This window comes from Bergeyella anatis, from assembly GCF_036016955.1.
Classification (GTDB): domain Bacteria; phylum Bacteroidota; class Bacteroidia; order Flavobacteriales; family Weeksellaceae; genus JAYWXI01.
In genome coordinates, this window is record NZ_JAYWXI010000012.1 from 39,683 (window position 1) to 63,478 (window position 23,796).

At 47.1% G+C, this 23,796-nt stretch carries 22 protein-coding genes and 1 tRNA gene; 17 read left to right on the top strand and 6 right to left on the bottom strand.

Features of this window, described 5'->3' with window-relative positions; translation table 11 throughout:
- The first annotated feature begins 68 nt into the window (after nt 1-68).
- Entirely contained in the window at nt 69-1,175 is a 1,107-nt protein-coding gene (locus VQ048_RS09405) for an Mrp/NBP35 family ATP-binding protein (protein WP_327611442.1), read from the top strand.
- Between the two features lie 26 nt (nt 1,176-1,201).
- On the top strand, nt 1,202-1,453 hold the full coding sequence (locus tag VQ048_RS09410) for a NifU family protein (protein WP_327611443.1): 252 nt from the start codon (nt 1,202-1,204) through the stop codon (nt 1,451-1,453).
- Nucleotides 1,454-1,600: 147 nt separating this feature from the next.
- Here the strand turns inward: VQ048_RS09410 and VQ048_RS09415 are convergent, their stop codons facing one another.
- Together VQ048_RS09415 and VQ048_RS09420 are read right to left on the bottom strand one after the other, a co-directional pair.
- Entirely contained in the window at nt 1,601-2,191 is a 591-nt protein-coding gene (locus VQ048_RS09415; RefSeq protein WP_327611444.1) for an outer membrane beta-barrel protein, read from the bottom strand.
- Nucleotides 2,192-2,289: 98 nt separating this feature from the next.
- A complete protein-coding gene (locus VQ048_RS09420; RefSeq protein ID WP_327611445.1) occupies nt 2,290-3,651 on the bottom strand; it encodes an aldehyde dehydrogenase in 1,362 nt (453 codons plus the stop codon).
- 78 nt (nt 3,652-3,729) lie between these two features.
- Here VQ048_RS09420 and VQ048_RS09425 point away from each other — a divergent pair, with 78 nt between their 5' ends.
- Nucleotides 3,730-4,536 (top strand): SDR family oxidoreductase, encoded by an 807-nt coding sequence (locus VQ048_RS09425; RefSeq protein WP_327611446.1) that lies wholly within the window; start codon nt 3,730-3,732, stop codon nt 4,534-4,536.
- 5 nt (nt 4,537-4,541) lie between these two features.
- Here the strand turns inward: VQ048_RS09425 and VQ048_RS09430 are convergent, their stop codons facing one another.
- Entirely contained in the window at nt 4,542-5,444 is a 903-nt protein-coding gene (locus tag VQ048_RS09430; RefSeq protein WP_327611447.1) for a CorA family divalent cation transporter, read from the bottom strand.
- Nucleotides 5,445-5,516: 72 nt separating this feature from the next.
- On the opposite strand from VQ048_RS09430, the gene VQ048_RS09435 reads away from it, so the two are divergent.
- The 7 genes from VQ048_RS09435 (at nt 5,517) to VQ048_RS09465 (ending at nt 14,314) form a co-directional block, all read left to right on the top strand.
- Nucleotides 5,517-6,539: a 3-oxoacyl-ACP synthase III family protein gene (locus tag VQ048_RS09435; protein ID WP_327611448.1), complete on the top strand. Its 1,023-nt coding sequence runs from the start codon at nt 5,517-5,519 to the stop codon at nt 6,537-6,539.
- A gap of 983 nt (nt 6,540-7,522) precedes the next feature.
- On the top strand, nt 7,523-7,906 hold the full coding sequence (locus VQ048_RS09440; RefSeq protein ID WP_327611449.1) for an HU family DNA-binding protein: 384 nt from the start codon (nt 7,523-7,525) through the stop codon (nt 7,904-7,906).
- A 160-nt stretch (nt 7,907-8,066) separates the two neighbouring features.
- Entirely contained in the window at nt 8,067-10,913 is a 2,847-nt protein-coding gene (locus VQ048_RS09445) for a phage tail-like protein (protein ID WP_327611450.1), read from the top strand.
- Nucleotides 10,914-11,703: 790 nt separating this feature from the next.
- Nucleotides 11,704-12,225 carry a hypothetical protein gene (locus VQ048_RS09450; RefSeq protein WP_327611451.1) on the top strand — a complete coding sequence of 174 codons (522 nt, stop codon included), beginning with the start codon at nt 11,704-11,706 and terminating at the stop codon, nt 12,223-12,225.
- Nucleotides 12,218-13,429: a reverse transcriptase domain-containing protein gene (locus tag VQ048_RS09455; protein WP_327611452.1), complete on the top strand. Its 1,212-nt coding sequence runs from the start codon at nt 12,218-12,220 to the stop codon at nt 13,427-13,429. The genes VQ048_RS09450 and VQ048_RS09455 overlap by 8 nt, the downstream gene beginning before the upstream one ends.
- Nucleotides 13,426-13,779, top strand: a complete 354-nt coding sequence (locus VQ048_RS09460; protein WP_327611453.1) for a four helix bundle protein — start codon at nt 13,426-13,428, stop codon at nt 13,777-13,779. The genes VQ048_RS09455 and VQ048_RS09460 overlap by 4 nt, the downstream gene beginning before the upstream one ends.
- A 148-nt stretch (nt 13,780-13,927) precedes the next feature.
- Nucleotides 13,928-14,314: an HU family DNA-binding protein gene (locus VQ048_RS09465; RefSeq protein WP_327611454.1), complete on the top strand. Its 387-nt coding sequence runs from the start codon at nt 13,928-13,930 to the stop codon at nt 14,312-14,314.
- A gap of 485 nt (nt 14,315-14,799) precedes the next feature.
- On the opposite strand, the gene VQ048_RS09470 is transcribed toward VQ048_RS09465, so the two are convergent.
- Together VQ048_RS09470 and VQ048_RS09475 are read right to left on the bottom strand one after the other, a co-directional pair.
- Nucleotides 14,800-14,873, bottom strand: a tRNA-Pro gene (locus tag VQ048_RS09470).
- 30 nt (nt 14,874-14,903) lie between these two features.
- Nucleotides 14,904-15,248, bottom strand: a complete 345-nt coding sequence (locus VQ048_RS09475) for a hypothetical protein (protein WP_327611455.1) — start codon at nt 15,246-15,248, stop codon at nt 14,904-14,906.
- Between the two features lie 176 nt (nt 15,249-15,424).
- Here VQ048_RS09475 and VQ048_RS09480 point away from each other — a divergent pair, with 176 nt between their 5' ends.
- The 7 genes from VQ048_RS09480 (at nt 15,425) to VQ048_RS09510 (ending at nt 22,898) form a co-directional block, all read left to right on the top strand.
- Nucleotides 15,425-15,754 (top strand): single-stranded DNA-binding protein, encoded by a 330-nt coding sequence (locus tag VQ048_RS09480; protein WP_327611472.1) that lies wholly within the window; start codon nt 15,425-15,427, stop codon nt 15,752-15,754.
- Nucleotides 15,755-15,812: 58 nt separating this feature from the next.
- Nucleotides 15,813-16,256: an HRDC domain-containing protein gene (locus VQ048_RS09485; RefSeq protein WP_327611456.1), complete on the top strand. Its 444-nt coding sequence runs from the start codon at nt 15,813-15,815 to the stop codon at nt 16,254-16,256.
- A 93-nt stretch (nt 16,257-16,349) separates the two neighbouring features.
- Nucleotides 16,350-17,693 carry a histidine--tRNA ligase gene (gene hisS / locus VQ048_RS09490; RefSeq protein ID WP_327611457.1) on the top strand — a complete coding sequence of 448 codons (1,344 nt, stop codon included), beginning with the start codon at nt 16,350-16,352 and terminating at the stop codon, nt 17,691-17,693.
- A 158-nt stretch (nt 17,694-17,851) separates the two neighbouring features.
- Nucleotides 17,852-18,859 (top strand): NAD-dependent epimerase/dehydratase family protein, encoded by a 1,008-nt coding sequence (locus VQ048_RS09495; RefSeq protein WP_327611458.1) that lies wholly within the window; start codon nt 17,852-17,854, stop codon nt 18,857-18,859.
- A 20-nt stretch (nt 18,860-18,879) separates the two neighbouring features.
- Nucleotides 18,880-20,646, top strand: a complete 1,767-nt coding sequence (locus VQ048_RS09500) for an AMP-dependent synthetase/ligase (protein ID WP_327611459.1) — start codon at nt 18,880-18,882, stop codon at nt 20,644-20,646.
- A 41-nt stretch (nt 20,647-20,687) separates the two neighbouring features.
- Nucleotides 20,688-21,743, top strand: a complete 1,056-nt coding sequence (locus tag VQ048_RS09505; protein WP_327611473.1) for a diphosphomevalonate decarboxylase — start codon at nt 20,688-20,690, stop codon at nt 21,741-21,743.
- 42 nt (nt 21,744-21,785) lie between these two features.
- A complete protein-coding gene (locus VQ048_RS09510) occupies nt 21,786-22,898 on the top strand; it encodes a 5-(carboxyamino)imidazole ribonucleotide synthase (protein WP_327611460.1) in 1,113 nt (370 codons plus the stop codon).
- 59 nt (nt 22,899-22,957) lie between these two features.
- Here VQ048_RS09510 and VQ048_RS09515 read toward each other — a convergent pair whose 3' ends face one another.
- Nucleotides 22,958-23,791 (bottom strand): SH3 domain-containing protein, encoded by an 834-nt coding sequence (locus VQ048_RS09515; protein ID WP_327611461.1) that lies wholly within the window; start codon nt 23,789-23,791, stop codon nt 22,958-22,960.
- Nucleotides 23,792-23,796: the final 5 nt, after the last annotated feature.

Sequence of the window (23,796 nt, forward strand, 5' to 3'; positions counted from 1 at the left end):
CTTTGCTTTAATCGTTCTAAATTAAGGAAATAAATACGTAAATTTGTAGGAAATATTTATCATTGATTATGCTGACGAAAACCAGAGTTCAGGAATTCCTGAAAGAGATAGAAGTAGACGATTTAGTGAATAACCTCCAGATTATGGGGGAGGACGTTTATATTGATATGACGGCGCATTCGCCTGCAATGCACGAAAAGAAAAAATTGGAAGTGGCCATGAAGCAGGCATTTGCTTCGGAGTTTGGGGAGGCGGTTAATCTTAAGCTTAAGATTGTTTCTCCCGAACCTACCGAAGTCCAGCAGAACCAGATTAAGGGGAAGCAGATTCCGGGGATTAAGAATATTATTGCGGTGGCTTCCGGCAAAGGAGGTGTAGGGAAGTCTACGGTGGCGGCTAATATGGCGGTTACTTTGGCTAAAATGGGATTTAAGGTAGGGCTTTTGGATGCGGATATATACGGGCCATCGGTTCCTACGATGTTGGATACGGAGGGGGCTAAGCCGGTTTCCGTTACGGTGGACGGCAGAAACCTGATGCAGCCTATTGAAAATTATGGCGTTAAAATGCTTTCGATAGGGTATTTTTCGGGAGCGAACCAGGCGGTGGTTTGGCGTGGGCCGATGGCGGCTAAGGCGCTTAATCAGATGTTGAGGGATGCACACTGGGGCGAGTTGGATTTTCTTTTGGTGGATCTTCCTCCGGGAACGGGAGATATTCATTTGTCGATTATTCAGGAGGTTCCGGTAACGGGAGCGGTTATTGTTTCGACGCCTCAGCACGTGGCTTTGGCGGATGTGAAGAAGGGGATAGCGATGTTCCAGATGGAAAGCATTAATATTCCGGTATTGGGCTTGGTGGAAAATATGGCTTATTTTACTCCTGAGGAACTTCCGGATAACAAGTATTATATTTTTGGGAAGGAAGGGGCTCAGTTTTTGGCAAAAGACTTAGGTATTCCGGTTTTGGGTGAGGTTCCGTTAATCCAAAGTGTTCGTGAGGCGGGGGATGTTGGTCGTCCGGCGGCGTTGCAAGAGGGAAGTCGGATCGAGGCGGTTTATCAAGAATTGACGCGGAATATGGTGGAGAGTTTGGTGGAGCGCAACCGTAATCTTCCTCCTACGGAAGCGGTTAAAATTACGACGATGGCGGGCTGTTCTTCCAAGAAGAAATAATAACGATATAAAAGAAATAAAGACGCATGAAAAAAGACCTTCATCAGGACGAAATCGTAGCGAAAGTGCAGGAAGCTTTGGAGAGCATCCGTCCGTTTCTTAATAATGACGGGGGAGATATAGAGTTGGTGGATGTGGAAGGCGATAAGGCCTATGTGAAACTTCAGGGGAATTGTAGCGGTTGTCCTATGAGTTCTTCCACCATGAAGTTGGGGGTGGAAGGCACTATTAAGCAGTATGCTCCGGAGATTAGCGAGGTGATAAATGTTGCGGAATAAACTTTTACCCAACTTTTTCAATAAAAAAACAGTACTTTTTTGTACTGTTTTTTTTATTGGATCACTCTTCTTCTAAGAGGGGATGAAATTTAAAGAGCCACTTTCTAAATGAAAGCGGCTCTTTTTTATAAGGTGTTTTTCTTATTCTTAGAATAGATACTTGATACCAAGACCAAGGTTTCCAAGGTTAAGACCTACAGTAGCGTTGTCGGTGCTTTTTCCACCTTCTGGCTTAACAGATTGGTATCCGAAAGCTCCCACAGTAGCTTCAACAGACCAGTTGTTGGTGATGAAGTAGTCTACCCCTGGTCTCAAGTAGAAACCGAAAGAAGAAACTTTGTTAGATGTAGTGCTGTTTCCAGCAACAGTACTCTTTTCGCTACCCCAAGCCATTGGAACGTCGAATTGACCGAAAAGGTAGAAGTTGTTAGCAACCCCCCAGTACTTTCTGATCATTGGCTGGAATACGAAAGACGAAACAGTATTCTTGTTGTCATTAGAATACTTTACAGTTTTTCCTTCGTAACCTACTCCAGCTCCGATTGCTACAGTTGGAGAGATGAAGTATCCAACTGTAGGAACAAAAGCAGTTTTGCTTGTTGTTTCGTTTTTTAGGTTGTCTGTAGAAGAGTTATACTGAGCAGTACCAGTAACAAAAGTTCTTCCTTCGAATCCTGAAGTTTGAGCGTTTACCGCTCCGAAAAGTGCCAAAGCACCTACTAAAAATAGTTTTTTCATTGTTTATTAACTTTAAATAAAACGTTATTTTGTTTGCCGCAAAGATAGGTAATCCGAAGAGGCTGGTAAAATGATTTTTGTCATGTTTTTTTAGGGGACTATAAAAAGCGTTTAATCCATGCAAATTTTTTCTCGCTGTAGGGTGGGTACTTTAAGTTGGGTTCGCCCCAAAGGCTTTTCTTTAGTAAGGCTTTTTGGTGGGAAAAGGCCTCAAAGCCGAAGGCTCCGTGGTAATGGCCTATCCCAGACTGACCTACGCCTCCGAAGGGGAGGTTGGGATTGCTTAGGTGCATGATCACGTCGTTGATGCAGCCTCCTCCGAAAGAGATCTCTTGGGTGAAACGTTGTTGCTCTTCTGCGTTATGGCTAAAGAGGTAAGCGGCCAGTGGTTTTTCGTGCTGACGGATTTGCTCCAGGGCGTCCGAAAAGGAGTCGTAACTTAATACGGGGAGCAGAGGACCGAAAATTTCTTCCTGCATGATGGCATCGTCCCAAGAAATTGGAGCAAGAAGGGTGGGGGCAATGTAACGATGGTTTCGGTTGCTTTCGCCGCCGTGGTAGATTTTGTCGGTCGGGATGAGGGCGGATAGGCGGTCGAAATGCTTTTCATTAATGATTTTGGTGTAGTGGGGGCTGTCTTTTTGGTAGTCGAAAGCGGTAATGTAGGCTTTCAGGCGTTCCAGTAGCGGTTTTTGGATGCTTTGGTCCACCAGTAGGTAATCGGGGGCAACGCATGTTTGCCCTGCATTTAAAAATTTTCCCCAGACGATGCGTTTGGCGGCTTTGTCAAGATCGGCATGGCGGCTGACGATGGCGGGAGATTTTCCTCCGAGTTCCAGGGTGACGGGGGTTAGGTGTTTGGCGGCGGCTTCATAAATAAGCGTTCCGATTTTGGGACTACCGGTGAAAAACAGTTTGTCGAAGCGCAGCTTTAGCAATTCGGTTGTGGTTTCTACGCCGCCTTGGGCGCAAAAAATCAGATTTGGAGGGAAGTGTTGGTTCAGGAGATTGGCAATGGCTTCCATGGTATGCGGGGCGACTTCGCTGGGCTTTACGATAGCGGTGTTTCCGGCGGCAATGGCAGCCACCAACGGCGATAGAGAAAGTTGATAGGGATAGTTCCATGCGCCGATAATCAGGGTGCAGCCTAGGGGTTCCTTATGGATTTGGCTGCGTCCCGGCAGATTGACCAGGTTGGTGCCTACCCGTTTGGGGCGGGCTAACTTCCGGAGGTTTTTTAGGAAATAATCAATTTCACTTAGCACGAAAGCGATTTCGGTGGTGTAGGTATCCATCACGGATTTGCCGAAATCTTTGGCTATGGCTTCGTAAAGTAAGGGTTGGTGATCGGTGATAGCTTTGCGTAGGGTTTTTAGATGGGTTTTCCGCGTTTCCAAGGGCTTGGTGTGTTGGCCGTTGAAGAAGAGGCGCTGGCTTTGTAAAATTTCTTTAAAATTCATTATCTTGGGGGTATTGAAACGTAAAGGTAAACAAAAGATTTTTTGCAAAGTCTGACGAACCATTTAAAATGAAACAAAATGGAATTTAAGTATAAAAGAGTTCTGATTACAGGCGGTGCTTCGGGCATTGGGAAGATTATGGCGCGTAAGGTGTTAGAGCGGGGGTGCTCGGATTTAGTGATTTGGGACATAGATAAGACGGGGCTGGATCGGGCTGTTGCTGAGATGGCGTCTTTGGGCGGGCGGGCGCATGGCGATGTGGTGGATGTGGCTTGTCCAGATAGTGTGGAAGGGGCGGCGCGGCGGGTGTTGTCGGAAGTCGGCGGGATTGATGTCCTTATTAATAATGCGGGGGTAGTGGTGGGCTCCTACTTTCACGAACATACTTTTGAGCAGATGGAGAAGAGCCTTCGGGTAAATACACTGGCGCCGATGTTGGTGTCCCAAATGTTTTTACCGGGAATGATGGAGCGCAATTGTGGGGCGGTATGCAATATTGCTTCTTCGGCGGGCTTGGTGTCTAATCCTAAGATGTCGGTTTATGCGGCTTCCAAATGGGCGGCGGTAGGCTGGAGTGACAGTCTTCGTTTGGAAATGGAACATTTGGGGAACGCGGTTTCGGTAACCACGGTGATGCCGTATTATATTAATACGGGGATGTTTGAGGGGGTGCGTTCCAAGCGGATTCCTATTTTGGAGCCCGAGCGTGCTTCGGAGCGCATTCTTCGGGCTGTGGAACGGGAGCAAAAACTCGTGGCTTTTCCTTTGCCTTATGGGCTGGTTCGGTTTTTTCAGGGGATTCTTCCTTTGCCGCTTTACGATTGGGTCATGCGTCATGTTTTGGGGATTTACGAGACGATGGACGGTTTTAAGGGGCGCGGATGAGGATTTTACCACTTTTTTCTTTTCACGTAGAGAAAGGTGGCCAGTACGATGGCGGCCATGAATCCTAAGGTGACGAAATACCCGTTTCGGTGGTGAAGTTCGGGCATATGGTCGAAATTCATGCCGTATACTCCGGCGATGAAGGTGATGGGCAGAAAGTACATGGAATAGATGGCCAGGATCTTCATGACTTGATTGGCTTTTTGATCGGCCAAGGCCAGAGAAAGGGAGAGGAGGTTGGTGATTTGGGCATTGAGATGATCGAAATCGGCAATAACATCTTTGTATTTGTCTTTTAAATCCGTGATTTCATACTCGGAGAGTTTCAGGTTTTTGAATTTTTCCACCCAATCGGACGAAGTGTTCAGCACTCGGGTGTTGAGTCCTGCTTTGCGTTTTAGGCGGTAGAGTTGTCTTAGGTAGTTGGAGCGGGTGGAGGTGCTTAGGAAGATTTGGGTCTCCAGTTTATCCAAAGTGTCGAGTAGGGCGACGGCTTCGTCGTCAAAGGTTTTAATGACTTTTAGGGCTAGGGACAGAGCCGTTCGGTCGGGGGTGCATTGTTCGGGAGGCAGTTGGCGAATTTCGTTTAGGGTATTTTCGATGCTTTGGCTTGGGATTCGGTGCAGGGTGATGATTTGGTTTTCGAATAAGAAAACGCTCAATTTGGTACTCACATCGCTTAGGCTGTTGAGGCTTTTTCGTTCTTTAGCGGTGTTTTCGCGCATTAGGAAAAAATGGAAATTCCCGTAGGATTCGTATTTGGGAAGGTGGTTGGTGTCAATGGTGTCTTCCAGGAGCAAATGGTTGATTTGATAGTTTTGGTTTAGGGCTTTCAAATCTTTTTCGGAGGGTTCTTCAATATCGATCCATTCGAGGAATTCGTTTTTGAAAATGGTTTTTGATGGCATAGGTGTAGGCTCTGGTGAGCGGTTTAGCTATTTTTTTAATATCGGTTATCTTTGCCAAAATTAATAAAACTTATGATTAAAAGCACAATAAAGGGGGTTGGGCATTATGTTCCGGATCAGGTGGTAACCAATGAGGATTTGGCTAAGAGGATGACCACCAGTGACCAGTGGATTACCGAGCGTACGGGGATTAAGGAGAGGCGGCATCGCAGAAACCGAATTGATGAGAAGGAAACCACGGCGTTTTTGGGCTATAAGGCTTCGGAGCGTGCGCTTCGCCTGGCGGGGATGTCGGCGGAATCTATTGACTATATTATTTTTGCTACGCTTTCACCGGATTATTATTTTCCGGGGTGTGGGGTTTTGCTTCAGGAGATGCTGGGGTGTAGAACGGTTGGGGCGTTGGACGTTCGCAATCAGTGTTCGGGGTTTGTTTATGCGCTTAGTGTGGCGAATGCTTTTATAAAATCGGGAACGTACAAGACTATTTTGGTGGTTGGTGCGGAGATTCATTCTTTTGGTTTGGATTTTTCCGATGAGGGGCGTGGGGTTTCGGTGATTTTTGGAGACGGTGCGGGGGCGGTTATTTTGTCGGCTTCGGAGGCGGAAGACAGCGGAGATATATTGGCGGTGAATATGCATTCCGAAGGGCGGTACGCGGAGGAATTGGCGGTGCTTTATCCGGGGACGAAGTACGGATGGAGCGATCGGGTGCTGAAAGAGCCCGGGGCGGTGGATTCGGGAAAAATATACCCTTACATGAATGGGAATTTTGTTTTTAAGCATGCGGTAACGCGTTTTCCTCAGACCATGATGGAGGCTTTGGAGTCGGCAGGCAAGACGTTGGAGGATTTGGATTTGTTTATTCCTCATCAGGCGAATTTGAGGATTGTGCAGTTTATTCAGGAGAAATTCGGTCTTTCGGACGAGAAGGTGTTTAATAATATTCAGAAATACGGGAATACGACGGCGGCTTCCATTCCTTTGGCGTTGAGCGAGGCGGTGGAACAGGGCAGGGCAAAGCGGGGCGATTTGATTCTTCTTTCGGCTTTTGGCAGTGGTTTTACTTGGGGGAGTGTCCTGCTTCGGTATTAGCCTTTAAGGGGGGGAGATCTCCGAATGGATGGCGTTTGGGAGGGAAAAAAGCCACAAATCCGTAAAAATTGTTGTGCAAGTCCTTGTAATTTTCTACATTTGGCTCTGTTATGCTTTTGGAACCCAAGGACATCCGAAAAAACGAAAAAAAACGGCCGAAAAATTTGGTGGTTTCGGATAATTGTGTAAACACACACACACACACACACACACACACACACAACTATTCCCTAAATTCTTATAGGGGCGCGCAGGTAGGCGTAGCTTATAAAAAAAATTCGGAAAAACCAACCCTGCTTTCTTTTTTTGAGGTTTGGGGTTTGGGCGTCGTTTTAGGAAATTTCATTCCCCGAAACGACGCTTTTTTCGTTTCGATCTTTGCGGTGGCTTTAGCCATTATTCTTTTTGCTTTTTCGGAAAGGTTATTCTCAACGCTAAATCCCAAGCTAAAAGCCCGTTTTTGTTTTCATAAGTTAAAGTTTAAGTGTATCGGGGCTTTTAGCCGCCGGAAGGCCACCCCATGGCTTTCCGGCTTTCTTTCAAAACGATTTCAACCTCACAATAAAACCTCGCAGCCAATTATGACCAAGGCGTTCCCCTTTGGTCTTCCGTCCAAAACAAAGAAAGCGGTCTTTTCCGCCCCCTCAAAAACGGGGGCGTTTAGCCGAGTTTTCAGGGGCTTGAACGTTTGGTTCTTTTGGCTCCGCCGAACCCCAGCGTTAGGTTGGTTTCAAGACCAAAGACCAAAGCACTTCCGACGATAGTCAAAAAAGTAAAGCGGCGGCTTCGTCGGAAAATAGAGAAAAAGAAAAGCATTAAAAAAGTGCGGAAGCACGGCGCAGGCGTTCATTGTTTTTTGCATCGGGAGTACGGGCATGGGATGGTAGTCTTCATAACCAACCAACACCTAACCCCATTCCGGCCCGTTTCCGATGCTTTTACCCCTTAACCATTAATCATTAACCATTAATCATTATTAAGTTATGCCAATCAAGTACAAAGTCATTCAGAAAGGGCAACCCGGGGTTGCCGGCGGAGGCGAGAAGAAATATTACGCCTCTGCAAACACGGTAAGCGAGAAAACTTTAGCCGGACTTACCAAAGACATCGAGAAAATTTCCACCGTAAGCGGCGCGGACATTAGGGCGGTGTTGTACGCCTTGGTGGATGTCATGCAGACCGCTTTAGCGGAGGGGCAGGTGGTGAGGTTAGGCGAGCTCGGCAGTATGCGGGTGAGCATTAGTAGCGAGGGTAAAGCCACGGAGGAAGAAGTAACCGCCTCGGCAATAAAAAGCGCCAAAGTGGTCTTTACGCCAGGCTCTGACCTGAAAAAAATGTTGGCCACGCTGAAGTATGAAAAAATGTAGCGTGTTTGGAGAAAAAAACACGCGTGCGGATTTTTTTTTCACGCGTGTTTTTCTCCAAAAACACGTGTGTTTTTGGGGCGCCTTGCGAAAGCCCTTGCAGAGGGCGTTTGCAGAACCCCAAAAAAACCATTCCTAAGAACAAACTTAAAATGAACAGACCATGATGAAAAAAACGACATCTTACGCCGTTTGGGCTTTTTTGGGTCTCGGCGTGCAGGCCTTCGGGCAGAGCGATCAGTACAATGGGCGGATGGGGATTAACACCACCACGCCCAAAGCCACTTTGGAAGTGGCCCCCAATGAGAGCCTTCCCAAAGAACGAGCGAAGGGACTTCTCATTCCCCGATTGACTTTGGAAGCCGTGTCCCATATGACCTTGACGCCCGACCAGCACTCGATGTTGGTGTTTGTGAAGGACGTGAACCCCACCGGCAGCATGGGGACCGGCACGATTACGGGGATTACCGATGTGGGGTATTATTACTACAGCCAAGAAACTTCTTCGGATCCCGGCACTTGGGTCAAGCTGAATGCAGGCGTGCCTTTCAGCCTTCCTACCGGTACGGCGGACGGTCAGGTTTTGACTTGGGACGCCGCTGCCAACCAATACGTTTGGCGGACTAAAACCACCCTTTACGAAGCCGACGGTACTTTGGCGACCGACCGCACGGTATCGAATTTAGACCGCAAACTTACCATCACGGGCGATGCCCAGGTGTTGATTACGGGCGGCAACCGTTTGGGGCTTCGGGTGTCCGATGTCCACCCGTCGGCGGTGGCGCAGTTGGGTAAAGATTCGGGCGAAACGGGCGGGGTGTTGTTCCCTACTTTAGCCGAATCCGAAAAAACGAACATCCCCTCTCCGAAAGAAGGGTTGATGATTTACAACAAAGACAAACATTGTTTGGAGATTTACACCCTTGGGGTGGGTTCGGTTCCCGAGTGGCGTTGCGTGTCGAATGCGGCGGTTAATGTCAGTGTGTCGTTTGACGCCTTCGAGGGCAGTTATGTTACCACGCAAGCCTTTGATGCGGCGAATGTCGTCAAGTTTTCGGTCATCAACAACTCGTTTAACCCCGTGGGGTCTTTGGACTTCAGTACTGCCGTAAGTTTAAGCGGTACGCCTGCGGAGGTGGCCAATGGGCTTACGGTAGTGGGGGATTCTAACACGACGAATGTAACCATCAACCCGGGGCAGTCGCGTGTGCTGACCTATAAACTCTCGGGGACGCCTACTACGGCAGGGACGCTCACGGCGAACTTCAGCCGTTTGGGCTTATCGGGTAGTGGCAGCACGCAAGTGGTAACCGCCGCCGCCCCTACGCTGAAAACGATGGCGTTTAACGCTTCCGGTTCTTGGATTCGAGGGAAGGCGATGGATACAAACAACTACATCACCGTTGAAATCGAGAATACGGGTGGGGCAACGGCAAGTGGTCTCAACCTGTCTAATGCCATCAGCCTAAGCCAGCTTTCGGGGATTAGTGTAGTGCCGAATCAGCACACTTCGGTAACCATTGCTGGAAATACGATAAAAACCTTGCAGTACCAGTTGGCGGGGTCTTCGCCTTCGATAGGGACATTAAAGGCGAACTTTACCTCTGGACAGGTTGGCGGTACGCAAACTGCTAACCAAGCGTTTGGGCAGTTTGCCAATGCGACTTCCAGCAATTTAACCGTTAACGGGACTTATGTAGTGGGCGTAGGCAGCAATGGTACGGTACAGGTGATGCTTCAGAACAATAACAATTATGCCCTCAATAACTTGGATTTGAGCAATGCCCTCAGCATTTCCAACGGTTTGGGCATCAATGGGAGTAGCAACAGCAGCGTAACCCTCCCCGCCAACCAGTCGCTTACGCTGACATATCCGGTAACGGGGATGCCAACGGCTCCCGGTAGCGCTACAGCGACTTTTAGCTCGGCGCCGTTTGCGACCCTAACCACTAATTTTAACATCAGTGCCGCCACGGCGACTTTGGGGCCGGTAAAAGACCAGTTGATTGTGGCTTTAGACTACAACAATCAAAAGTACCATTCGCCGGCCACGGGTATTCCGGACGGTTACGAATTTGAGGTGAAAATCCCTTACACCAATGCCAACCCGACCAACGGCAGTTATTCGGCTTACGAGCAGATTTTGCCGCTCCAGAACGATGCGGGAGGCACCCAGAACTTCAAGCTGTACTATCCTGCGGGGACTTTGGCGGGAGCAAGCGGAACGATTACGGCGAAGTTGCGAAATGTGTCGGGTGCTCCTTTCAAAGCGAAAACTTATGGTCCTGACGGTCAGCAGTACAACCTGATTTTGGGGGCATCTAATTACACCATCACCTTTAATGGGAATGTCTCCAGTACGCCGTTTGGGGTAAAAGCCATCGGTGGGGTTCCGGATAAGAAGTTTGGGGTGCAGACTAACGGAAGATTAGAGCATCAGTTTATCTATATTCCTATAACGGGGAGTGATGGTAAAACTTGGCTCAATAATAACCTTGGGGCGGACTATGCTAACCTCAATTCTCCCGCTTTTAATCCTGTGAAACAAGCCACCAGTTTGACGGATAAGAATGCTTATGGTTCTCACTTCCAGTGGGGGCGTGATGCTGACGGGCACGAGCTGGTAACTTATCCAACGGCAGCCACAGGGAATAGAGTAAACCCAAGTATCCCGTTGTATGATAATGCTCAGTTGCAGACTTATACTAACCCTTGTCCTGATGGTTATCACGTGCCTACCCGAGTAGAATGGGAGGCTTACCAGAATTTGCTTACCTCTAAGAATGCGGCAGGTTGGTTTGCAAGCCCTTTAAAGCTCACCTATGCTGGGGACTTGAGTAGTAGTGGCGGTTGGAGTCCTGCTCCGGGAACCAATAGCGGCTGGTACTGGTCGTCTTCTCCTGGTAGCAGTAGCTACGCTTGGTACTTGTACTTCAATGATGGCAGCAGCAACACGAACTACAGCAGCAGTCGCAACTGGGGGCGCCCGCTCCGCTGTCTTCAGGATTAGGTGAGCGTTCACATCTGTTTGCCGCCGGCCCGCCGTAGGCAAGCCGGCGGGGACTTCTCGGTAAGCTTAATTTATAAGCATTGCCCTATCTCTAAAACAAAGAGATACTTGTAAACTTTAGTTTACAGAGCATAGTTCTTTAAAAGTGTAGAAATTAGAAAGGTCTTGTTCGCAGGCATACGAATTCCGTAGTAGCCACATCCGGGTATGTAACACAAAACTTTGGAAAGAGTAAATACCTACCGGCTATGTTTACACAAGTACAAAGTGGAGGGGTTATGTCGGGAGCTTGTCTGTAGTATGTTTTGTAAAAAACACACAAGAATAGGTTTGGCTAATCCAAGTTTACCCCTATACCCCTTTGGGGGAAGGGATAAGGTATGGGGCAGTACCCATTTTATCTATAAGCATAGGTAAGATTAAAAGTAAACTTATTTTGGTTGTTGGGTTGCCGCCCGTTCCCGTTAGGCTTTGCCTTTTCGGGCTTGGGCTTTTAGTCTTTCGGGCGGTTGGAATCCTGCTCCGGGAACCAATAGCGGCTGGTACTGGTCGTCTTCTCCTAATAGCAGTAACAACGCTTGGAACTTGAACTTCAATGATGGCAACAGCAACACGAACAACAACAACAATCGCAACTGGGGGCGCCCGCTCCGCTGTCTTCAGGAATAGCCCCACAAGGTGTTTATTATAACACAAGTAGGCTTTAGTTTCCCTTTGTTTTGGGAAGCGGTTTTTACACTTTTTAGAACTTATGTCATAAAGTTAACTTAAATAAAAAAATATAAACCCTATGAATATTCATAATATACTAAGTATAGTAGGCTTGCATCAGCAATCAGGCCTGTGTTTCTTCAAAGAGGGAGGTTTTCGCAAGTGCTACAACCAGCACGCGATGCACTTTACCCAACACATCAAACCTATGAAAGTGCATACCCGTTTCTACAAAAATGCCAATACCTATGTGCATAGTATGGGCTTCCCCGAAACCGCACTGCCCCGCTATATAGAGCATTGCCAAAACCACCACGAAGCCCAAGTGGCAGAAGAAACGCAAGACTATATCCTACTCGCCACCTCGCCTTGGCCCATGACCACCCCTTACGAAATATGGAGTACCCTAAAAATACAAAAGCATAACCAACTGAAAGACCTGCAATACCAGCAGCACCTCCTAACACAAGAGATAGAACCCCCACATTTACCCTACGAAAAAATAGCGAAAATGGTACAGCAGTTCAGAATAGAAGCTGCCACCCCATTAGATGCGTTCAACCTGGTACAGAAACTAAAAAAACTATTGCCCAATGAGTAGCCTCCTCTACCAACAGCTTTACCAGGCGTATTTTGCCGCCCGAAGACACAAACGCACCAAACCCGAACAGCTTCGTTTTGAAGTAAACTATGAAACCGAAATCAACCGCCTTTACCAAGACCTCATCAGCAGAAACTACACGCCGCTGCCGTCTAAGGTTTTTGTGACACGCAAACCCGTGGATAGAGAAATCTTTGCCCCTCGTTTCCGCGATAGGGTGGTGCATCACCTCATTTACCAGTACATTTATAAGCACTTAGATGCCCAATTTATTTACGATAGCTACAGTTGCCGAGTAGGGAAGGGCACTTTGTTTGGCATCGAACGGGCAAAAGGCTTCCTAAGAAAAGCCTCCGCCAATTATACGCAAGACGCCTATGTGTTGAAGTTAGACATCAACGGCTATTTTATGAACATCAACCGCGAGCTCCTTTGGCAGAGTGTGGAACAACACTTAGACTATACCGCCCTCAACATTACCCAAACCGAGCAAGATACGCTCCACTACTTAGTCAGGCAAGTGGTATTGCACGATGCCGCCATTGGGGCAGAGCGTGGGTCGCCACGCCACTATTGGGAGCGTATCCCCGCCAGCAAAAGCCTGTTTTGTACCGCCGAAGCTTGTGGGCTGCCCATCGGCTCTCTCACCAGCCAGCTTTTTAGCAATGTGTACCTTAATGATATAGACCATAAGATAAAAGCCCACTTCCACTATTATGGTCGCTATGTGGACGACCTCCTCCTTATAGATAGAGATAAAGAAAAACTCTTGGACTTCGTTCCACAAATCAACACTTGGCTGGCAGAAATCCAACTGAATCTCCACCCGAAAAAAATCTACTTTCAGCATTATACCAAAGGGTTCTATTTCCTTGGGCAGTACATTAAGCCCTACCGAACCTACATCAGCAAACGCATTAAAAAGCATATTTACCGGTTTATAAAAGAGATGGAAGCCTATGCCGCACGCATAGAACAAGGCACCACCACCTTAACTTTAGAGGCTTTGCAAGAGGTGGTCAATCGGTTGAACTCCTATTTTGGTATCCTCTGCAAAGCCAATACCTACCGTTATGTGCACCACTTAGTGGCTTCCTTACCAAACCAAATTACCCAATGGCTCACCTTTGAGTTTGTAAGTAGTAAAAACCAAATGAAAGCAAAGCTACACCCGGAGTGTGTCGTAATGCCGTTTGCCCTATGATAGAATTGGCAAAAATACCAGTTTACCGTGTGATTTTTCGGCTTCATATCTATATCGACCGCGTGGTGAACACCTATCCTAAGAAATACTACCACACCATAGGGCAGCGCATCATAAAAACGAATTTGGCGGTGGTGGAAACGCTTTACTCCATCGCAACGAGCCAAGGCAAACCCCAGCAAAAGCACTTTAAGCGTATGACCCGAAAAATAGACCAACTGAAACTCTATATGCGGTTAAGTTTTGAGTACCGTTTGTTAAAAGTAAAGCAAATGACTTACATCTTTAGAGAAATTACCAATATAGAAAAACAACTCTACCTATGGCAGCAGTCCCAGAAACTTTGCTGAACCTCTTTAGGAAGTGGGGTTGGGGGGTGCCGAACCGTTGCGTTGGGCGGGATTCAAGACCGAAGGCCGGGAATTTGAATGAAACAAAGGGAAGACCTCCCGATAGATATAAACAAATAGAACATACAACCTGCAAAAGCAATGGATTATGCAGGTAAAATTTAAAGTCATCGAAAGAGGCCGGCCGGGCGTAAGCGGCGGCGGTAACAAAAAGTGGTATGCCAGTGCTGCCACAGACGGCGAGATAGGTATCGACGAGCTCGTAAAACAAATCGAGAAGTTTTCGGCCCTCAGTGAGGCCGATATTAAAGGCGTTATCATCGCTTTAGAGAATGTCATCCAAAATGCTTTGTCGGATAGTAAAATCGTCCGTTTAGAGAAGTTGGGGACGCTGTATCCTACTCTAAGCAGCGGCGGAGCCGCCACGGAGAAAGACTTTACCCAAAGCCTTATCAAATCGGTAGGTGTAAACTATCGCCCCGGTAAACGCATCTTAGACCGTATGAAAGAAGCAGGCTTTGAAAAAGTGAAGTAAACCGTCTTGTCTATGCGCCTTAAAAACCGCCCGCAGGTTTCTTTGGAAACCTGCGGGCGGTTTTTATAAAACTTGCGGTGATTTTGGGTAAAACCTGCGGTGATTTTGGGTAAAACCTGCGGTCGTTTTTAGTGAAACCTGCGCAGGTTTTTTAGCCGACCTAACCTGTCTTCGGAAAGCCCCTAACCATAGGCGTTCCGAAACTTGGTTCGGAGTTGCTCAAAAGAGGGCTGGGTTTGATTTAAAATTTGGCTTTGTTTTGGGAACAAACCACGGCCGTTTTTAGGGGCGGATTGCGAGAGGGCATTCTGCAAGTTTGTCCGCCCGTGTCGGAGGAACCCGACAGGGGAAGGGAAGAAGGAGCGGAAAGCGGTATTTGACTTGGGACGCCGACGCCGCTTATGGAGGTTTACCTTGCAAACAAAACGAATAGACATAAAATAAAAATCCGCTTCGGGATTAATCCTGAAGCGGAGGGATCTTCGTCGGGATGACTGGATTCGAACCAGCGACCACTTGCACCCCATGCAAGTACGCTACCGGGCTGCGCTACATCCCGATCCTTTTTTCGGTGTGCAAATATAGCAAATTATTCTTTCCGAACCAGCAAAATCCAATCTTCTTCCAAAAATTTATAGCCAATGTCGTATAAAAAGCGGTACTGGGCGCCGTTTTTATAGGTTTTTAGTTGCGTAAAATAGTCGAAGTTAAAGCCTTCGGCTTCGAGTTTGGCTTTGGTGGTCTTGGCTTTACCGTCGGTAAAGGCGTGGGCACTCAGGATGCGGTGGTTTTTCCTTAAAAGGTTGTTGATGTTGCGCATCCGATTGGAGGTGTTTTTGTTTTGACGGTTGTTGTAGGCGTTGCGGCAGGCGTCGTTGCAAAACTTTTTGTCGCTGCGTCCTATGATTTTACTTTGGCATTCCAAACAATTCATCCGTAGGTATTTTCCTCAAATATAATTATTTATCCGATTACAAACGACTACAAACGATAATAAATATTTTTTTACCGAATCGAAAGACGGGATGGGGGCATCTTTGCCTCAGGGATTCGGAGGAAAAACAGTAGGCGCTCCGTTTCCAAAGTTTAACGTTTTATAATTTATTTATGATGTCTATGAGAAATCAGGTCCGTTTGATCGGAAGAACAGGGAAAGAGGTGGAAATGTTGAATTTAGCCAATGGTAAGGTGGCAAAGACGAGTTTGGCTACAACCGATTATTATACCAATTCGTCGGGCGAGAAGGTGGAGCAAACCCAATGGCATCAGCTGGTGGCCTATGGGCGTATTGCCGAACTGATGGAAAAGTACGTGAAAAAAGGAAAGGAAATTGGCATCGAGGGCAAGATTACCTACCGCCGTTTTGAGGATAAAGAAGGGCAGATGCGCTCTGTAACGGAGATTCGGGTGGAAGAGCTTTTATTGTTGGGGAGCAAATAGCTTTTCTGAAGCGTATTCTTAATTTACATTGAAAATAACATAAAAACAGTCGGTTACTATGAAAATACAAGTGATGCGGGTTCGGGCATCGGCTCAGGAGGTGGTCGAAGATCAAAAAAAGGTGAATGCTTTTTTGCGGGAGCATACAGTACTTAAGGTGGAAGCCGCTTTTGTGCCGGAAGATCAGGAAGGCGGGTATTGGTCCGTTTTGTTTTTCACGGAAGAGCCTATGGAGACTTCGGAGGGATGGGCGTCTTTCCGTCCGATGACGGTCTCGGAAGAGACGGAGGACCGTATTTTGATGGCTTTAAAAGACTGGAGAACCCGAAAGGCGAAAGAGCAAAATGTTCCGGCTTATTGCATTGCTTCCAATAAGGAATTGCTTTGCGTGGCGCAGCAGCGTCCGTCCAAACGGGAAGAGTTGCAGCGGATTAAAGGATTTGGCCGACATAAAATCGAAAATTACGGCGAAGAAATTTTGGGTTTATTGGAAATGCTTTAAGGAGGGCGATGGGGTAAAATCCACGGGTTAGCATCCTCGAAGAGTGGATTTAATTGTGTATTTTTGCGTTTTTAATACCTAAGAACAGAACACATGAAGCCCAGTTTAGCTAAAGGAACGCGAGATTTTTCGGCGGAAGAGGTCATCAAGCGACGATACATTATTGGACGGCTGCAGAATAACTTTGAGTTGTTTGGTTTTCAGCCTTTGGAAACGCCAAGTTTTGAAAATCTCTCTACTTTAACGGGAAAATACGGGGAAGAGGGCGATCGATTGATTTTTAAAATTTTGAACTCTGGAAATTATTTGGATAAGATTGCGGACGAAGAACTGGGGCTAAAAAATATTCAGAGCATCACGCCTCAGATTTCCGAGAAGGCATTGCGTTATGATTTGACAGTTCCCTTTGCGCGTTATGTAGCGATGAATCATGGGCAGCTTAACTTTCCGTTTAAGCGCTATCAAATACAGCCGGTATGGCGGGCAGATCGTCCTCAGAAGGGGCGTTTTAGGGAGTTTTACCAATGCGATGCGGATGCGGTGGGGAGCACTTCCCTTTGGCAGGAGGTGGAGTTGGTTCAGCTTTATGTCAAATCTTTTGCCGATTTGGGTATTCCTGTCAAAATTCATTTGAATAACCGTAAGATTCTTAGTGGATTGGCGGAATATGCGGCGATAGCCGATCGTTTGGTCGATTTCACGGTGGCATTGGATAAGTTGGACAAAATAGGAAAAGACGGCGTCGAGAAGGAACTCAGGGCGAAAGGCATTTCCGAGGAAGCGATTGAAAAGCTTGGGTTTTTATTTGAAAATCTTTCTGAAAATGAAGTGCTCTTCTGTTTGAATCAGTGCTTTGAGACGGTTGAAATCGGTCGAAAGGGGATTGAAGAACTTACCTTTGTTCTGGAGCAGTGCAAGGCGTTGGGGCTTTCGGACGAAGTGGTTGTGGATCTTACTTTAGCTCGGGGGTTGGACTATTATACGGGAGCAATCTTTGAGGTGAAGGCCCAAGGAGTGGAAATGGGAAGTATTGGGGGCGGAGGCCGCTACGATAACTTGACGGAGGTTTTTGGGGTTAAAAATATGCCGGGGATTGGTATTTCGTTCGGGTTGGATCGGATTTGCCTTGTGATGGAGGAGTTGGGATTGTTTCCTGAGAGTTCTTCTTGCAAGACCGAATATCTTTTTGCCAATTATGGCGAAGCTGAAGCTTTGGAGGCGGCAAAAATTATTGCTCGGTTGCGTGCCAAAGGGGTGGCTTGTGAACTTTATCCGGAGAGTGCGAAGTTGAAAAAGCAATTTGCTTATGCCGATAAAAAGGGTATTCCTTATTTGGTGTTTTTGGGGGAAGAGGAGCTGAAAACCCAAAGCCTTACGGTAAAGGATTTGGCCACGGGGGAGCAGCGTACTCTGACGATTGAGGAGTTTGTGGTGTGATTTTTTTTATAATCCCAAACAGCGCGCCCGATTGAATTCAATCGGGCGCGCTGTTTGGATGGAGGTTTGCTTTGGGAAGGGGTGCTTTTAGGGGGATTTCGGCGGGCAAATTAGCTTTGCTTTGGTTTTTCCATTATCTTTGTGAATCTTATAGAATAATGGTATTAGTCACAGGAGCAACAGGAATGGTCGGTACGGTCGTCGTTTTGGAATTGATACGGCGGGGGTATCGGGTGCGTGCGGCGAAGAGGACTTCCAGTAATTTGGAGGTTTTTCGTCGGTCTTTGTCTTTTTATACCGATCGCTCGGAGGAGTATTTTCGTTTGATTGATTGGGTGGATGTGGACTTTGGCGACGCTTTCTCTTTGGAGAAGGCTTTGCAGGGCGTTACTCAGGTGTACCATTGCGCAGCAAAAGTGAGTTTTGACCCTGGAGACCGTAAGGCGCTTTGGCAAACCAATTGGGAGGGGACTCGCCGTCTTCTTTATGCTTGTGAGTCGGCCAATCTCCGTGCGTTTTGTTTGGTGAGTTCCATTGCGGTTTTGGATGGGGTGGATGAAACGGGGAGGTTGACGGAGGATTCGGATTTTAATCCTAAACTGGCACATTCTGATTATGCTGTTTCCAAATATTTGGCGGAGATGGAGGTTTGGCGGGCGTCTGCGGAAGGACTTCGTACGGTGATTGTCAATCCTGGTGTGGTGATTGGAAGCGGCGATTGGAAGCGGAGTAGTGGGACTTTGTTTGATATTGCATTACGTAGTGGTTATACTTTTCCCGGGGGGACGGGGTATGTGGATGTTCGGGATGTGGCGCGTGCGGCGGTGGAGTTGGTGGAGAAGGAGGCGTTTGGCGAAAGGTATATTTTGGTTGCCGAAAACTTGCGTTACGAAACCTTTGGACGTATGGTGCGTGCTCTGAAGGGGCTTGGAGAGCAAAAGGTGCTTTCTGAAGGAGTTCTTCGGTTGGCGGCGGGAGTTGGATGTTTTTTGGGGTGGTTGGTACCGCCTTTGCGGTTGGCGAACCGAGCTAATGTGGATGCGGTTACGGGCTTTGTAGAAATCTCCAACGAAAAAATTAAAAAACGCTTGGGCTTTGATTTTATTCCCGTGGAGGAAAGTTTGGCGTTTCATTTCCGAAATTATTTGAAAAAAGAAAAACAATAATAACTAACTAAACGAAATTTATGAATATTACCCGATTTTTGGATACCAATACCGAACGTTATCCGTTGAAGGCGGCCATAGGCTTTAAGAAAGACGAGCATTGGCAGGAGCTCAACTGGAAAGACTTCCGAAGAATGGTTTTCAAAACGGCCAATGCCTTGAGGGAGGCGGGTATTGGGGAGAACGATAAAGTGGCCATTTATTCTGATAATTCGGCAGAATGGATGGTTTTCGATTTGGCGGTTTTGGCTTTGGGGGCGGTTACGGTGCCTATTTATTCCACTAATAACGGGGAACAGGCCGAATACATTATTAACGACGCCGAAGTCAAGATGGTAATGGTGGGTAATCAGGAGCAGTACGATGCCATGTTGGGGCTTATTCGCAGTGGAAACCCTTACCTGCAGAAAATTATTGTTTCTAAGAAGAAGGTTTGGGTGGAGCAGGAGCATACGGATTATTTGGAAAATTTTATTAAGACGGCTTCGGAAACGTTTGCCATTGTGGATAAGCAGGACGAAGATTTGGCGACTTTGATTTACACTTCGGGAACCACGGGAATTCCCAAAGGGGTGATGCTGACGCATGGTAATTTTCATAAATGTTTTCAGGCACATTTTGATTTTTTCAAATTCGAAAACTTCAGGAATGAGCATTCTTTGGCTTTTCTTCCGCTTTCTCACGTGTTTGAAAGGAGCTGGACGCTGCTTTGCTTGACGGGAGCGGCAAAGGTTTCTTTTTTGGAAAACACCAAACTGATTGCCCATACGTTGACCGAGGTGAAGCCTACGATGATGTGTGCGGTGCCACGGTTTTACCAAAAAATCTATGCGGGGGTGAACGACATGGTGAACGAGGGGGCGGAGACCAAGAAGAAAATTTTTACTTGGGCGATGGCGGTAGGAGCGCAAGCGGCCGAATTTAGACGGAATAATCGTCCGGTGCCTTTGGCATTGAGGCTGAAAAATACTTTGGCCAACGCTTTGGTTTTCCGTAAGATTAAAGCGAAGATGGGCGGACGGCTTTGGTTTATGCCTTGCGGAGGGGCTTCGTTGTCGCCGGAAGTAACCCGTTTTTTCGATGCTATGGGCATTCATATCACGGTGGGGTATGGGCTTACCGAGACTACGGCGACGCTTACGGCATTTCCTTTTACGGGGTATGAGCACGGTTCGGCAGGCATTATGTTGGGGGATACGCAGATTAAGATTGGCGAAAACAATGAAATATTGGCTAAAGGAAGCGGGATAATGAAGGGGTATTATAAGAAGCCTGAAGAAACGGCGGCGGTGTTTACTTCGGACGGTTGGTTTCGGACGGGGGATGCGGGCGTTTTGGATGCGAAAGGGCATCTGGTGATTACCGATCGGATTAAGGATTTGATGAAGACCTCCAATGGGAAGTATGTAACGCCACAACCGATTGAAAATTTGTTGTCCAATAACAATTACGTCAATCAGGTTATGTTGGTGGCAGAGGGGCGTCCTTTTGTTACGGCGCTTATTGTTCCGAATTTTGAATTTTTGCAGGAGCAGCTCAAACGGATGAAAATTCCTTTCACCAATTGGGAAGAGATTGTGAACATGGAAAAAATCAAGGGACTTTACCATAAAAAGTTGGAGGAGGTTCAGCAGTCTTTGTCGGGTTTTGAGAAGGTTAAGAAATTTACATTGATGCCTGCCGAATTCGAGATTGGAAGTGGGGAAATTACTCCGACGCTTAAAATCAAACGCAATATTGTCTTGACCAAGTATGCCGAGATTATCGAAAAAATGTATGCGCATTAAGTAAAGAGGGAAACGAAAAAGAAATGGAAGCGAACCGTAGGATTATGAATGAATTTTTAGGGAGAGAGGACGTTCGGGTAAGAAACGCGAAGGTGAATGTTTCTTGTCCCAGTAATATTGCTTTAATCAAGTATTGGGGAAAGTATGCGGGGCAGTTGCCGGCCAATCCCAGTATTAGTTATACCTTGAACCACTGCCGTACCGATACCGAGATGGTTTTTGAGGCGGGGGAGGCTTTTGGCGTTCAGACGTTTTTGTCTGGAAAGGAAGAGAAAGGGTTTTCTGAAAAAATCGAAAACTACTTCAGAAGCATTGAGGTTTATCTGCCTTGGATTACGAAAGGGCGTTATGTGGTACGAACGGAAAATACTTTTCCTCATAGTTCGGGGATTGCCAGTTCGGCTTCGGGCTTCGGAGCGATAGCCAAAGGGCTGATGTATTTGGAGGCTCTGTTTACAAATGAAGATCCGCAGAATGTGGACTTGAAAAAAGCGTCTTTTTTGGCTCGATTGGGGAGTGGGAGTGCTTGCAGGAGTCTTTACGACGGTTTGGTGGTTTGGGGGGAGACTTCCGAGGTAGTGGGCAGTTCGGATTATTTTGCGGTGCCTTATCCTCAGGAGCAGGTGCATTCGGTTTTTCGCCATTTTAACGATTGGGTACTCTTGATCCATGAGGGGCAGAAATCGGTAAGTTCTTCCGTAGGGCATGGTTTAATGAATACCAACCCTTATGCTCAGAGGCGTTTTCAGGAGGCCAAGGCAAATTTTGTTCCGATGAAAGCGATTTTGAAATCGGGGGATTTGGACGGGTTTATCACTTTGGTCGAGCATGAGGCGCTTACGCTTCATGCGATGATGATGATGAGCCATCCGGCGTTTATTTTGATGAAGACGGGCACGCTGGAGGTGATTAATCGGTTGTGGGATTTTCGTAAAACGACGGGATTGCCATTGTTTTTTACGTTGGATGCGGGGGCTAATGTTCATCTTTTGTTTCCCAATGACGGCAGGGAGGCGCTTATTAAGGATTTTATTGAGAGCGAGTTGGTTCCCTATACCCAGAACGGCGGTGTCGTGAAAGATGAGATGATTTTTTAAAAGATTAAAGGACGAACTTAAACCTTAAACCATAACGCAAACATGAAAATAGGAGTACTTGGTGGGGGGCAGCTTGGGCGGATGCTCATCCAGAATGCTTTGAAATACGACGATCAGTGGTCGACTTTGGATCCTTCTTCCGATGCCCCTTGTGCGGGGATTTCGGCTTTTACGCGGGGGGATTTCAACGATTATGATACGGTGCTTGCTTTCGGGCGGGATCAGGAGGTTTTGACTATTGAGATTGAACATGTGAATGTAGAAGCCCTTTTCCGTTTGGAAGAACAAGGGGTGAAGGTTATTCCGCGTCCGCGTGTGATTCGGATGATCCAACAGAAAATTCTTCAGAAACAATTTTATAAAGCGCATGGGATTCCCAGTCCGGATTTTCAAGTGATCGAAAATAAAGCTCAGGCGACCTTTCCGCTTCCTTTTGTCCAAAAGACGAATACCGGAGGGTACGACGGGAAGGGCGTGCAGGTGCTGCGGACGGAGGACGATTTGCAGCGTCTTTGGGATGGGCCTTCGGTTTTGGAAGCGTTAGTAGATATTGAGAAAGAGTTGTCTGTTATTGTGGCTAAAAATGAATCCGGCGAGGTGGCCTTGTTTCCCGTTACGGAAATGGTGGCCGATCCGAAGCTGAATTTATTGGATTTTAATATTTGTCCGGCAGAGGTGTCGGCAGAGGTATCGGCTCAAATTCGTCGCATTGCAGAACAATTTATTGAGGCGGTGGATTCGCCGGGGCTTTTTGCCATCGAGTTGTTTTTGGATAAAGAAGGCAAGGTTTGGGTTAATGAGACGGCTCCCCGTTTGCATAACTCCGGGCATCAATCCCAAGAGGGCAATGCCAACTCTCAGTTTGAGCAAATGTATCGGGTGCTTAAGAATTTTCCGTTGGCCGATACGGCGGCCTTTGGGTATTCGGGGATGTTGAATTTGGTGGGCGAAGACGGTTACTCGGGGAAGGTGGAGTACGAAGGGCTTGATTCGGTTTTAAGGCTTCCGAAGACCTACGTGCATCTTTATGGTAAAACCGAAACCAAACCGGGGCGCAAGATGGGACACATTAATGTTTTATCTGACTCGCGGGCTTCGCTTTTGGAAAAACTGGCACAGATTAAGGCGATGGTGCGGGTGGTTTCCAAAAGTTGAAATTGAACCAATAGGTAATAGATTATAAAAAATGGCGGTTTTTCAATACCGCCATTTTTTTATTTTTTTAAGGATAAATCCGTCCCGTTCCAAAGGTAAATTTTTTGCTCTTTTTTGGTGACTTTCAGCGGAGCGTCTTCATCTTCGGATTCGCCTTCTTCTAATTTGAAAATAAGAAGGTTGCGCGATTTGGCGTTTTGGGGGAAGATGAGCTCTTCGGAGTGGTAATACACGCCGGCATCCGATACGGAGAGCAGGAGTGGAAGCTTGATTAATTTTCGGTTGGCAAACAATAAGGGTTGGGTCAGGGTTGGGACTCCGCAGGCTTCGCCGCCTACACTGGCCGAAAGGATATAGTCCACTCCATCCAAGAAGGGGCTTTTATTTGCGGTAAAGGTTGCGGAAGCCATGCTCTCCTTGCTGTCGATGTCGAAAAAAGCCTCGTCCAAAAGCCGATTGTTTTCCAAAACCTTTATGCTCCCGAGGTTTACTTTGCTTTTCTCTCCGGAAGGTAAAACCCGGTTTTCGGATTGGCCTATCCCGAACAGAAAGAGCCATCCGTCCCTTGTGCGGTATCCTAAACTGATGTTTCCGCCCCACATGTAGCCGGTTTTTTCGCCGTACTTTATCTGATACCAGTACGAGGATCGCTTGCCTAAGGTGGTGACGATTTCGGTGTTTTTAACGATTTCAATCTCTTGCCCCGAAGCCAACGAATCCAATACGGCAGCGGTGAGGTTAGGTGCGGTTCGCACTTTTGTACGATCCGAAAAGACCTTTTGCTTCGATCCTTTTTCAAAATAGAAAACACTGCTTGCATAGTCTTCTTCCTGTGCGCCTAAAAACAGGGGAAGAAAGGCGAGTAAGATGAAAATCCAGCGGTTGTTTTTCATTTTTT

Coding starts and splice junctions, on each gene's coding strand:
- VQ048_RS09515 (WP_327611461.1), bottom strand. CDS start 23,791: ATGAAAAACAACCGCTGGATTTTCATCTTACTCGCCTTTCTTCCCCTG.
- VQ048_RS09480 (WP_327611472.1), top strand. CDS start 15,425: ATGTCTATGAGAAATCAGGTCCGTTTGATCGGAAGAACAGGGAAAGAG.
- VQ048_RS09435 (WP_327611448.1), top strand. CDS start 5,517: ATGATTAAAAGCACAATAAAGGGGGTTGGGCATTATGTTCCGGATCAG.
- hisS (WP_327611457.1), top strand. CDS start 16,350: ATGAAGCCCAGTTTAGCTAAAGGAACGCGAGATTTTTCGGCGGAAGAG.
- VQ048_RS09465 (WP_327611454.1), top strand. CDS start 13,928: ATGCAGGTAAAATTTAAAGTCATCGAAAGAGGCCGGCCGGGCGTAAGC.
- VQ048_RS09500 (WP_327611459.1), top strand. CDS start 18,880: ATGAATATTACCCGATTTTTGGATACCAATACCGAACGTTATCCGTTG.
- VQ048_RS09440 (WP_327611449.1), top strand. CDS start 7,523: ATGCCAATCAAGTACAAAGTCATTCAGAAAGGGCAACCCGGGGTTGCC.
- VQ048_RS09420 (WP_327611445.1), bottom strand. CDS start 3,651: ATGAATTTTAAAGAAATTTTACAAAGCCAGCGCCTCTTCTTCAACGGC.
- VQ048_RS09425 (WP_327611446.1), top strand. CDS start 3,730: ATGGAATTTAAGTATAAAAGAGTTCTGATTACAGGCGGTGCTTCGGGC.
- VQ048_RS09475 (WP_327611455.1), bottom strand. CDS start 15,248: ATGAATTGTTTGGAATGCCAAAGTAAAATCATAGGACGCAGCGACAAA.
- VQ048_RS09510 (WP_327611460.1), top strand. CDS start 21,786: ATGAAAATAGGAGTACTTGGTGGGGGGCAGCTTGGGCGGATGCTCATC.
- VQ048_RS09495 (WP_327611458.1), top strand. CDS start 17,852: ATGGTATTAGTCACAGGAGCAACAGGAATGGTCGGTACGGTCGTCGTT.
- VQ048_RS09405 (WP_327611442.1), top strand. CDS start 69: ATGCTGACGAAAACCAGAGTTCAGGAATTCCTGAAAGAGATAGAAGTA.
- VQ048_RS09485 (WP_327611456.1), top strand. CDS start 15,813: ATGAAAATACAAGTGATGCGGGTTCGGGCATCGGCTCAGGAGGTGGTC.
- VQ048_RS09455 (WP_327611452.1), top strand. CDS start 12,218: ATGAGTAGCCTCCTCTACCAACAGCTTTACCAGGCGTATTTTGCCGCC.
- VQ048_RS09450 (WP_327611451.1), top strand. CDS start 11,704: ATGAATATTCATAATATACTAAGTATAGTAGGCTTGCATCAGCAATCA.
- VQ048_RS09410 (WP_327611443.1), top strand. CDS start 1,202: ATGAAAAAAGACCTTCATCAGGACGAAATCGTAGCGAAAGTGCAGGAA.
- VQ048_RS09460 (WP_327611453.1), top strand. CDS start 13,426: ATGATAGAATTGGCAAAAATACCAGTTTACCGTGTGATTTTTCGGCTT.
- VQ048_RS09445 (WP_327611450.1), top strand. CDS start 8,067: ATGATGAAAAAAACGACATCTTACGCCGTTTGGGCTTTTTTGGGTCTC.
- VQ048_RS09415 (WP_327611444.1), bottom strand. CDS start 2,191: ATGAAAAAACTATTTTTAGTAGGTGCTTTGGCACTTTTCGGAGCGGTA.
- VQ048_RS09430 (WP_327611447.1), bottom strand. CDS start 5,444: ATGCCATCAAAAACCATTTTCAAAAACGAATTCCTCGAATGGATCGAT.